The sequence below is a fragment of the Deinococcus sp. Marseille-Q6407 genome (assembly GCF_946848805.1).
Lineage (GTDB): Bacteria > Deinococcota > Deinococci > Deinococcales > Deinococcaceae > Deinococcus.
The window spans coordinates 26,773-35,989 of record NZ_CAMPFU010000006.1; the positions used below are offsets into that span (position 1 = coordinate 26,773).

The 9,217-nt window shown below is 57.8% G+C and carries 13 protein-coding genes; 3 read left to right on the top strand and 10 right to left on the bottom strand.

Features of this window, described 5'->3' with window-relative positions; genetic code table 11:
* Nucleotides 1-12 precede the first annotated feature (12 nt).
* The 3 genes from ssb to OCI36_RS12145 form a co-directional block, all read right to left on the bottom strand.
* Nucleotides 13-708 (bottom strand): single-stranded DNA-binding protein, encoded by a 696-nt coding sequence (ssb, locus tag OCI36_RS12135; RefSeq protein WP_261665343.1) that lies wholly within the window; start codon nucleotides 706-708, stop codon nucleotides 13-15.
* Nucleotides 709-774: 66 nt separating this feature from the next.
* Entirely contained in the window at nucleotides 775-1,221 is a 447-nt protein-coding gene (locus OCI36_RS12140) for a hypothetical protein (RefSeq protein WP_261665344.1), read from the bottom strand.
* Complete coding sequence (locus OCI36_RS12145; RefSeq protein ID WP_261665345.1) at nucleotides 1,218-1,562, bottom strand: hypothetical protein; 345 nt, start codon at nucleotides 1,560-1,562, stop codon at nucleotides 1,218-1,220. The genes OCI36_RS12140 and OCI36_RS12145 overlap by 4 nt, the downstream gene beginning before the upstream one ends.
* 872 nt (nucleotides 1,563-2,434) lie before the next feature.
* On the opposite strand from OCI36_RS12145, the gene OCI36_RS12150 reads away from it, so the two are divergent.
* The 3 genes from OCI36_RS12150 (at nucleotide 2,435) to OCI36_RS12160 (ending at nucleotide 3,993) form a co-directional block, all read left to right on the top strand.
* Nucleotides 2,435-2,758, top strand: coding sequence for a hypothetical protein (locus OCI36_RS12150; RefSeq protein WP_261665346.1), 324 nt, complete (start codon nucleotides 2,435-2,437; stop codon nucleotides 2,756-2,758).
* A 177-nt stretch (nucleotides 2,759-2,935) separates the two neighbouring features.
* On the top strand, nucleotides 2,936-3,133 hold the full coding sequence (locus OCI36_RS12155) for a hypothetical protein (protein ID WP_261665347.1): 198 nt from the start codon (nucleotides 2,936-2,938) through the stop codon (nucleotides 3,131-3,133).
* A 686-nt stretch (nucleotides 3,134-3,819) separates the two neighbouring features.
* Nucleotides 3,820-3,993, top strand: coding sequence for a hypothetical protein (locus tag OCI36_RS12160; RefSeq protein WP_261665348.1), 174 nt, complete (start codon nucleotides 3,820-3,822; stop codon nucleotides 3,991-3,993).
* A gap of 48 nt (nucleotides 3,994-4,041) precedes the next feature.
* Here the strand turns inward: OCI36_RS12160 and OCI36_RS12165 are convergent, their stop codons facing one another.
* The 7 genes from OCI36_RS12165 to OCI36_RS12195 form a co-directional block, all read right to left on the bottom strand.
* Nucleotides 4,042-4,743: a hypothetical protein gene (locus OCI36_RS12165; RefSeq protein WP_261665349.1), complete on the bottom strand. Its 702-nt coding sequence runs from the start codon at nucleotides 4,741-4,743 to the stop codon at nucleotides 4,042-4,044.
* On the bottom strand, nucleotides 4,744-5,676 hold the full coding sequence (locus OCI36_RS12170; RefSeq protein ID WP_261665350.1) for a hypothetical protein: 933 nt from the start codon (nucleotides 5,674-5,676) through the stop codon (nucleotides 4,744-4,746).
* 1,224 nt (nucleotides 5,677-6,900) lie between these two features.
* Complete coding sequence (locus OCI36_RS12175; RefSeq protein ID WP_261665351.1) at nucleotides 6,901-7,503, bottom strand: hypothetical protein; 603 nt, start codon at nucleotides 7,501-7,503, stop codon at nucleotides 6,901-6,903.
* 263 nt (nucleotides 7,504-7,766) lie between these two features.
* A complete protein-coding gene (locus tag OCI36_RS12180) occupies nucleotides 7,767-7,961 on the bottom strand; it encodes a hypothetical protein (RefSeq protein ID WP_261665352.1) in 195 nt (64 codons plus the stop codon).
* A gap of 11 nt (nucleotides 7,962-7,972) precedes the next feature.
* On the bottom strand, nucleotides 7,973-8,110 hold the full coding sequence (locus OCI36_RS12185; protein ID WP_261665353.1) for a transposase: 138 nt from the start codon (nucleotides 8,108-8,110) through the stop codon (nucleotides 7,973-7,975).
* Nucleotides 8,059-8,373, bottom strand: coding sequence for a hypothetical protein (locus tag OCI36_RS12190; protein ID WP_261665354.1), 315 nt, complete (start codon nucleotides 8,371-8,373; stop codon nucleotides 8,059-8,061). The genes OCI36_RS12185 and OCI36_RS12190 overlap by 52 nt, the downstream gene beginning before the upstream one ends.
* 93 nt (nucleotides 8,374-8,466) lie before the next feature.
* A complete protein-coding gene (locus tag OCI36_RS12195; protein WP_261665355.1) occupies nucleotides 8,467-9,003 on the bottom strand; it encodes a hypothetical protein in 537 nt (178 codons plus the stop codon).
* Nucleotides 9,004-9,217 lie beyond the last annotated feature (214 nt).

Below are 9,217 nucleotides of genomic sequence, written 5' to 3' on the forward strand. Positions count from 1 at the left end.
TGTGCGGGAAATTTAGTTTGACTCAGCCGCTTTTTTACGGCTGCTGACGTTCAGATGTTCGGCCACAAGTTTGGTGGCCGAGCGTTTCTGGCCCTCTTTGTTAGACCAAGATTCGTTGTTGACGTAGCCACGCACAATGATGCGCTGGCCTTTTTTCAGTTCCTGAGCTTGTTCGGCCAGTTTGCGCCACAGCGTCACCGTCACCCAGTGGGTTTTCTTCTGACGCTTATCGCCGTGGCCCCAGGTTTCGTTAATGGCCACATTCAAGTCCAGTACAGCGGTGTTGTCGGGGGTATAGCGTACTTCAGCGTCGGCCGCCAGATTGCCAGTGATAATGGCGAGGTTCTGTCCACCGCTCAAGCGTTTGCCGCCGCCGCTGTCGGTCACGACTTCTTCAGTGACCAACACTGGCTCAAAGCGCAGCCCTTTAATTTTCAGAGCGCTCTGCTTTTGGCCTTCTTTTTCCCAGCTTTGATAGTCGAAAGCAGCCTCTAAAAACAGGCCGTCGCCCGCTTTGAGTTCATGCTCAGCTGCTATTTCTGCACTGGCTCCTAGCATGGAAAAAACGTGGTAGAAGGGAATCGTTTTGCCATCAGGGGTGGTATGTTCACCGCTGATGGTGCCTTCGAAGATGGCCAGGCCACTCGGGGTATAACGCAGTTCGGGATCGCGGGTCAGGACACCTTGTAGAAGAATATGGTTGTTCATGGGGAGAACTCCTTATGGGGGGATGACCACTTTATTTTAATGGCGCGAAGTTGGTCTATGTCACCTTTAGAAAGCGGCGGCTGGAGCATGGCGCTGGCCTTGCCATTGTTCAAGCTCTGTGCGGGCCTGGTATGCGATGTTCTCAGCGGCCTGGAGCTGCTCTTGCGCTTTTGCTACGTCGCGTTCTGCACTTTGCAACTGGTACTGCAGATGCTCGAGGGTTGCCTCATCAAGCCGGGCTTGAGTGAGGAGCAACTTGCGCTGTCGTTGCCACTCGTGAATGACCTTCTGCCTGGCGCTGGGGCTAGCTTCTATGGATGTGTCCTTGCGGTACATATATACCGAAGGAGCGCAGGCAGTCCCGTTACAATGGTCGGTTTCATAAACTCGTGTACCGGTGTACTGCACGCCATTGACCGTAATGATGCCGGGAATGGTGAGATGTAGCTTGCCCGTATGGGTCACCTGAAATTCAGCCGGTCCAAAGATGGTCTGGGTTATTTCCTTGGTCATCTGCGTCTCCGTGAGGATGTGGGGAAGGGCTGGCTGAGGATGTCTAGCACTTCGTCGAGCAATCGCTGCCGCTGGACGCGTGACAGCCGGTGAGGTGTATTTGTGACGACATTGACGCTCTGCAGTTCCTTACCATGAACGGTGGCGTACATCAGCCGTTCGCCGCGTCGAAGAATGTAGCGAGCTTCGGTGGGGGTCAGAAATCCACCAATCCGTCTTGAACCGGCGATGGCGGAAATATGTTCTTGCGTGCTTTGGTCCGGGTAATCAAGGGTCAGTCCATGTTTGGGCAGGGCACTGATATCGATAGTGCGGACACGTACACCTGGGGCTTGTTTCAAGGTCACTCCTTTCTATCGCAGTACCGTTATCCCCCCGCGGCTGTTTGCGGGGGGATGTTGCTGTGCCGGCCGCTGGCCTGGCTCAGAAAAGTCGCAGCGGTGCTGCCTTGCCGGGGCCTGGCCTGCCTCCTTCGGCTGGAGGCTAGAGAGTGCTCAGCCAGTCAGTTGGGGTGCCTATAGACACGTTAAAACTTCCATAAAGCTCAAAGACCCCGGCCAACCACAGCCGGGGTCTCTTTTGAGTTTGTTCAAATCCACTCTCTAGTGATGCCTAAAGAGGAAACCATTGTATTACAGGTGCTGACAGGAATAAAGGCCAGGTATTGGCAGTTCCACTGTGCTCTCAATAGCAACTTCAAACGCTTAAGCGGGAGCGCAGGGAAGGGTATGGCCCTCAGTCAGTTGCAACAGGCCTCCAGAAGTAGCCTGCTGCAAGTCCTTGAGGAAACGCGACAAACGCAGTGACGCACGCGATCAACCACGATGCCACAGCAATCGGGCTGCACCGGCTGAACATGCCGGCCACCCGTCACCATATTCAGGACGTGTGGCAGATTAAGATTGAATGAACTCCCCCCCGTTATACTTCAGTAGTTGACAGATAGCAGAGGGTATGTCATTCTGTTCTCAGGCAGGGAAGCAACCAAATCCAACTACCGGCTGAGCGGGAGTGAGGCGATGCCGTGGCGGTATTGCAAGGGGCCGGGCCGCTACAAGGCGCAGAGCAGCGTGCCGGGCGAGGTGCGGGAGATGCTGGCGGCGCTACTCTACTCCCCTTTGCCGCTAAGGTATTGACACTAGCGGCAAAGGGGCTTAGAGTAGGCCTATCAGAGGGAGTCACAAATCCAAGCCTCTGACAGGGAGATACCGACATGAGCGAATACAAAGTCACCATCCACAAAACAGGCGAAGTCATCACCGGCATCGAAGACAGCGACACACCCGGCTGGCTCATCAGCAAAATCCACCTCGCCGCAGATGCGCTTGAGGAGCGGGGTATCGAGAGCGATGTGACCGTTGAGCTTGACGGCACTGAAACTTTCACCGCAGCAGAAGTGCGGGAATTCCAAGTGCACATTCGCACTGTCCGGAAAAATGCCGACACACCAGAGCAGCAGCGGATGTACGAGAATGAGGACCTCTACGGTCAGGAAGTTTCAGAAATGGACAACAAGTCCAAAGCACTGAATAACTAATCCGACAAAAGACCCGCCTCCAGTCACGGGAGGCGGGTTTCTTCTGGCCGCTTGCATTTCAGTTCCCCAACGATGGGAGATGCAGGATTGCCTAACGAGAGGCGGGTCGGCCAGCGTCAGAGATACCGACACAGAAAGGATAGCAAAATGGCAAACCCGAATCCAAGCACAAGCCATTTGGCTAAGCCTGTCCGCACCACCGAGGAGGCCCGCGCCCTCGCCAGCCTGCCACGCGGCCCCCGCGCCGGCAGGGAGAAGGTCAAGCGGCAGGTGGTGCTGTATGCTGACCAAGCCAAAGAGCTGGAGCAGCGCAGCATCAACAAGTCCGAGCTCGTGCGGAAGCTGCTGGACGAATGGTTGGCACGTTCGGACTGAAGAAATGCTATACTTCGCTAGATTCCCGTATTGCACCCAAGTCAAGCCCCCGGCCCAGCGCCCGGGGGTTCTTTCGTGCTGTCAGATTCTGACAGCGCAGAAAGGCCAAGCTGTGAACCGACACCCCAACCGAGCAGACAAGTACCGGGACAAGAAGCGGGAAAGCCGGGGCAGGAAGATCAACAACCGCATGACGCGCAAGGTGTTGAGGGACAACCGGCACCGCATGGAGGACTGGGAGTGAAAGCCACCGCACAGCTCAAGGACCGCCGGCCACCGAGCGCATCCATGCCCAGGCGTGGTTCGCATTCGGCCTGAGTCTGGACTTCCACCGCATCGGCAGACTGGGGACCGACTTCCCCCGCTGGCTGAGCAAGCACTCTGGGGTGTGTGTGGATACCTGCTGGCGCCGATACAAGCTGGGCCGCAGGCTGGCCCGGCAAGATGTCCAGACCCCCGCGCCGGAGTGCCACTTGATCATGGACATGGGTGCAGGACTGAGAGCTGACAATTTCAATGACCCGGCAGACGACGGGAACACTGACCCGACAGACAACGTTGTGGCAGATTAAGATTGAACGAACTCCCCCCGTTATACTTCAGTAGTTGACAGATAGCAGAGGGTATGTCATTCTGTTCTCAGGCAGGGAAGCAACCAAATCCAAGACCCTGCTAAGGAGAACATCATGACCAACGAACAAGCATTTGAGAAAGCCTTCGCCGGATTCACCGCTGCCGATTTCGCCACTGAACAGGAAGTCCGGGAAGCCGTCCAGAGCCTCCGGGAAACCAACCCCGAGTGGAACCTGGACGAAGCACAGGAAGAGCAGATCGTGGCCTACTGGAACAGCCAGCAGTAACCCCGACAGCAAAAGACCCACCGAGCAACCAAGTTCGGCGGGTCTTTCTCATCCCCGCCAGAGAACCAACGGGAGGATTCCACTATGCCACAGACCAACAGCACCCGCAGCACTGCAAAACTCACCGCCGAAATGCTCCGGCTCATGCAGACGCAGCCAGGGGAATGGACCGTAGACCGATTCATCACAGAGTTGGGAGAATCCGAGAGCCGGGTCTATCGGGTGATGGCAGGCATAGAGGCCGCAGGATGGACCGTCACCCGCACGCCGGACGGCACCAGCAAACGCCTGAGCCTGAGCACGGGTCAACCGATATAGACCCCACACCCCGGCCACCGTGCCGGGTTTTTTTGGCCTCACCCGCTCCGGCACATGCGGGAGATTCGCCGCTGGGAAAGCCAGATGTACGATCACCGGCACATGCGCCAAGAGGCACAGCGCACCGGACACCACATCTTTCAGGAAAAGTTGCTGGCCGATCTGGCTGACTGGGCAGAGGAAGTCAGCGCCGCCCACGAACTTCTTTTCCAAGAGGGGCAGACGATGACCCGCTGGCAGACGGTGTATCACGCTGCGGCCAATCAGACCGATGAAGGCACCTGTCCACTGTCTGCGGCCTGGAAACTGGCCCGTCAGTACCGCGCCCAGGGCGAATACCTCAGCTGGCAACACCCGGCTGTACGTGAAGTTACGAGATGGAAAGCCAAAGCTCCAGCAGCGGGAGTACAGGTGTTTTTTGCCTGTGACCATTCAGGCCAGGCGGTAAAGACCGTCCTCGCGGACCAGGTAGCCATTCTCCTTCAGCCGCAGCAGGTAAGCGTTGGCCGAGGAGACAGGCAGCCCCCAGCAGCGGGCAACCTCTCTGACGCCAGCAGGCCAGCTCACGGCAGCGAGGCGTTCCTCGCGCAGTTTCCTGGCGGCCTCATAGCGTGGCGTGGTGCGCCGCTGGGTGATCTTGCGGGGCTTGTCGAGCGGCTCCGCCTGTGTCCAGTACAGGCCCTTGGCAGGCTGATAGAGGGCGCCCAAACTCAGCAGGTGAATCAGCTGCCAGCGCAGTTCGTTGCGGTTGATGCCGGTGGCTTCCATCAGATCCGCAAACGTCTGAGGTTGGCCGCACAGCTTGAGCAGGTTTTGCCATGCTTCGGGGACCGGGACAGGCTCCTGCGGGGGCTGAACGCTGTAGCTCAGGGGGGCACTGGTGACGATATGCAGTTTGCCGTTGCGGAGTTCACGCAGGAGTCGCATCCGGGCGTCCTGGTGCTTGCTGCCGAGGCGTTGGTGGTACTGCTGGAAGGTCACAGGTGTGATGGGTTGAGCAGCTGTGCTCTTGTCGGGGGAATACCAGTACAGTCGAGTACGGATCTGGGTCAGCAGGCCGAGGCGCAACAGGTGCTGCACGGTCCACTGAAGTTCAAAGCTGCTCAGGTCAGTCTGGGCCAGCAGTTTGCTCTGGCGAACCGGTTCCCGGGCCAGTTCCAGCACGTGCTGCCACTGTGCCGGCAGGCGGCTGATCTCAGTGGCGGGCGGCCCGGCAGGCCGGGCGGTGGCCTTGTAGGTGAGTGGTTCCGTGGCGACCACGGCCAGCTGGCCATTGCTCAGGCCGCTCAGGATTTCCTGGCGGGCGTCATGTTCACAGAGGTGCTTGTCTTCTTGGAGGGTTTTCAGGGTAAATGGCAATGACATGGGGTGTACTTTTCTCCTGACCGGCGTGCTGTTGGAGGGATGCGGCTTGCAGCAGGCCTCCAGCGGTGACCCGGTAGCCTTTGGGCCTGCGGAGTTTCCAGCACTGGTGGGAAACGCTTCTTGATGGTTTTGATGAGGTGCTATGCCAGCGGTATCATACCCGTGCGTAATGCCGATTGGTTGGTGGATGTCGGTTTCCGTATAGCGCGCTCAGTGTGCCAGCAAACTGATTCCAACTTGCGCCGTTATCAATAAGCAAGCAGTGATTCGACGAACACAAATTGTCTCTTACCTAAATGACCTTAGGGAAGAGAGTCTATAACAGAATAAATATCTCTGATTCTGTCGCTGCAGTTCACGCCCACGGCTGCGGCTCTTGGCTTACTGGCCTGCACGTTCCTGTGGCGCACAAGGTTTGCTGGTACTTACGCGTTTAAATGGCAACACGTTCCTGACGTCCATCTCACTGGTGGTTCTCACCGTCCCTGCAGCAAGGCAGTGATATTTCCCCCTGGCCTAGCGGCAATCAAAACGCCATGATCAAGATTACCCATATCCATAGGTTCCGCTGGGCCTGATCACTTGGCTATCGCAGTCTTGCGCTTAGAGAATAAAACCATGACGCTGATAGCGCACGTACTGAATGAAGAACTGGATCGATTAATTCATGAAGGCAACGAACTTTTAAGTGCTGACGCTCCGCTTGGGGAGCAAATGTACTGGCTTACTACGCAGGACCGCGCCATTTTCTGTCATAGAGCCATTGCAGCTGACGGGGGTAGTGTTCAGTCCTGATCTGCAAGAGGACATTCAGGGCTGGCGGACCTGCTCACGTGAGTTGACAAGGGAACTGCATCGCTTTGGTGAAGGGACCGGCTCATTGAAAAACCTACTGGCTCGCCTCGATGTGCGCTAGTCGGTGCATCTACTCGGTTTTCCGTACAGCGAGAGCCTGGCCTTCAGGGAAGGTACTGCACCGGTCACGGATGCACAAATGGTTTCAGGGGGCATTAGAGGAGCTTTTCCTGTACTGCCTCTCCCCTACTCCCTAGCTACTTTGGGTTATCAGCAGGCACCGGTCGGAGCGAGAATTACTCCTCCAGAACAGCTTTTTACTCAGGTCTGTAAGGTGTGGCCCTGAGCCTCACTTTGCCCCGGCAACCGTGGAGGAAGAGGTGGATCTAGGGTGAGGCTTTTGGGGATGTCAGGTGTATGGGTTGAGTCCTACAGTTTTCCCGTATCGGCGGTGTAGAGCCGCTCTAGTGCGAAGGCTGGGAAGTAACGTATTGAGCCGCGGCCAAGGGATTCGGAGTTGCGGCCACGCAGGAGTTCCTGCAGACGCTGGACTTCTTCCTGGCCTGCGTGGTCAGCCCAGTCGTTGAGGGTGTCTGCGATGATGCTGTCCGTATCAAAGTCGTCGCTCAGGCTGATGCCGAGGCAAGTTTCCCCGCACATGCCGCGGCCGCTGTAAGACTGCACTGTGCACAGAGGTCCGTAGGGGCCAAAGCCATACTCCACCACTAGGGCACGCTGAAGCTGGTCAGCGAACAGGGTGTTGCGGCTGAGCGTACTTAGGGGTTGGGGGTCGCCTTCCATAAAGTCGAGAAGGGCTGCCGTGGCTTCCTCGCTGGCCGCTTGCTGGACGGAAGTGAGGTCGGCGAGCAGGGTCTTCAGGTTGCTGCCTACGCCACTGCGCCAGCGGGCGACAGTGCGCAGTAAGGCAGATGCTTCGCTGTGTTCTGCCAGGGAGTGCCGCAGGAATTCGTCGTTCAGCCACCGTTCATCCAGCAGCAGCCCGCGTCTGCCACCGTAATCGATGGCGAGCAATAGGGGGCCACGCTCGTTGAGGACGGCGAGGGGAACGGCACAGTGGGCGGACTCGCTAAAAAGTCTGAAGTTAGGCATGGGGGGGGCCTTTCGTGCCATTCAGGGCTGCTTGCAGGTGATGAAGGGATTGGAAGAACATGGTGGCCTTTTACCCTGCCGTTAGGCAGGGTGTCTTTCGTCCTTTGGGTTGCGGGCTTTATTCCAGAGCTGCACCTTGGATGAATTCCCTTGTCAAGGCGGTAGGGGTACAAATTCGGGAACAGTTACTGGAGCAGCTTGGTTCTTGCGTGTGCTTGTGCCTCCTTACGGAAGGTGTCCTGCTCATCAGCGCGGTTCAGGGCTTCTTTCCATTCCTGTTGCAGTGGGGACAAGCAGCGTTTCAGTGAACTCAAGCTCTTCTCGCCGGGATCAAAAGGCCGGCCATCGGCCGTGGGCAGGTAACCGATGTAGCCAGTCATGTTGAAGTGACCTACTCCCCGCCCTGAAGGACGGGGCTTCTCAGCCCACGCATAACTTCTACGTTCTGGACTGATGGCAAGGCCCTTGCCAAAATGTTCAGAGCAGCGTTCCAATCGGCATTTGCCGTATGACCGCAACTCTGACACACAAACCGTAAGGGCCGCTGTGGGAGACTTGAGGCCGGGTGACGGTGACCGGCTCGATGTAGCCTTCAACGGCTTCTTGCAGGGTTTTGAGGTCGCTGTCCTTGTAGCCGGGGTGCACGCTGATCTGGCCGTCTGGCCGGATGATCATGAGTGCTGAGCCGGCGTCCTGTGCGGCCTGGAGCGCTGTGCGTGCGGTTTCGAGCATCAACACTTCGAACTGGAAGGGGCCTTGACCGAAGATCTGTGCGCATTGATATGTGTTCATGCCCTGGGTCTCTCTCAGGCACCGTCCTGAGAGAGGGGCCTGAGAGGCGTGGGGCCTGGGCTGTCAGGCAGCTGGGCTGTCAGGGCTGGGCTGTCAGGGCTGGGCCGTGGGGTCCTGGCCGTTGAGCAGGGGGGCATCGCTGTACGCGATGGGGCCGTCACCCTTGCGGGGCTGCTGGCTGCCATCGGCGTAGTCGCTCTTGAAGTTGGAAGTGACGTAGATAACGCTCCTGCGGGGCTGACTGGGATTGCCGGTCTCGTAGCTGGAGGGGTTCAGGCTGCCTGTCCAGGTGCCGGTCTGCTTCATGTTGGCGTCGTAGCAGTTGACGGTCACCGTGAACCAGCCGCCTGCCCGGGTGACGCTCTGGCCGATCACCCACGACGTCTTGGCGCTGGTTTCCTGGGAAGCGCTGGCCCGTCCGATCAGGCTGATTTTCCGGGTGCTGGTGCCGGTGTCGTGGTGGTTCAGGACTTCGATGGTCTGGCATTTCGGCCCAAAGGCGCTGTCGCGTCCGGGCAGCGGTTTGACCATGACGTCGCTGTACACCTTCTGTACGCCAAAGCCGCTCTGGCAGGCGGTGAGCAGGACGGGAAGCACAGGGAGCATCAGCAGGGCGGTGAATCGTTTCATAGAACCTCCGGGGTGTGTTGAATCTCACTTGATCATAATTGAGACTGCCCCAGCCCCACAGCTGGGGCGAGAGGAGCGTTGAAGCATATACTCAGAACTTGCACCTGAATAGGCGGACAAAAAGCGCTCCCAGAGCTGAAATTCTGGAAGTGTGTACAAACAGGTTTCAGGGGAGCGCACCCATATTCTCTCACAGCGGATTCTGGACATTCCA

Coding starts and splice junctions, on each gene's coding strand:
- ssb (WP_261665343.1), bottom strand. CDS start 708: ATGAACAACCATATTCTTCTACAAGGTGTCCTGACCCGCGATCCCGAA.
- OCI36_RS12190 (WP_261665354.1), bottom strand. CDS start 8,373: ATGAACACATATCAATGCGCACAGATCTTCGGTCAAGGCCCCTTCCAG.
- OCI36_RS12170 (WP_261665350.1), bottom strand. CDS start 5,676: ATGTCATTGCCATTTACCCTGAAAACCCTCCAAGAAGACAAGCACCTC.
- OCI36_RS12180 (WP_261665352.1), bottom strand. CDS start 7,961: ATGACTGGCTACATCGGTTACCTGCCCACGGCCGATGGCCGGCCTTTT.
- OCI36_RS12165 (WP_261665349.1), bottom strand. CDS start 4,743: ATGGTCACAGGCAAAAAACACCTGTACTCCCGCTGCTGGAGCTTTGGC.
- OCI36_RS12160 (WP_261665348.1), top strand. CDS start 3,820: ATGACCAACGAACAAGCATTTGAGAAAGCCTTCGCCGGATTCACCGCT.
- OCI36_RS12195 (WP_261665355.1), bottom strand. CDS start 9,003: ATGAAACGATTCACCGCCCTGCTGATGCTCCCTGTGCTTCCCGTCCTG.
- OCI36_RS12150 (WP_261665346.1), top strand. CDS start 2,435: ATGAGCGAATACAAAGTCACCATCCACAAAACAGGCGAAGTCATCACC.
- OCI36_RS12140 (WP_261665344.1), bottom strand. CDS start 1,221: ATGACCAAGGAAATAACCCAGACCATCTTTGGACCGGCTGAATTTCAG.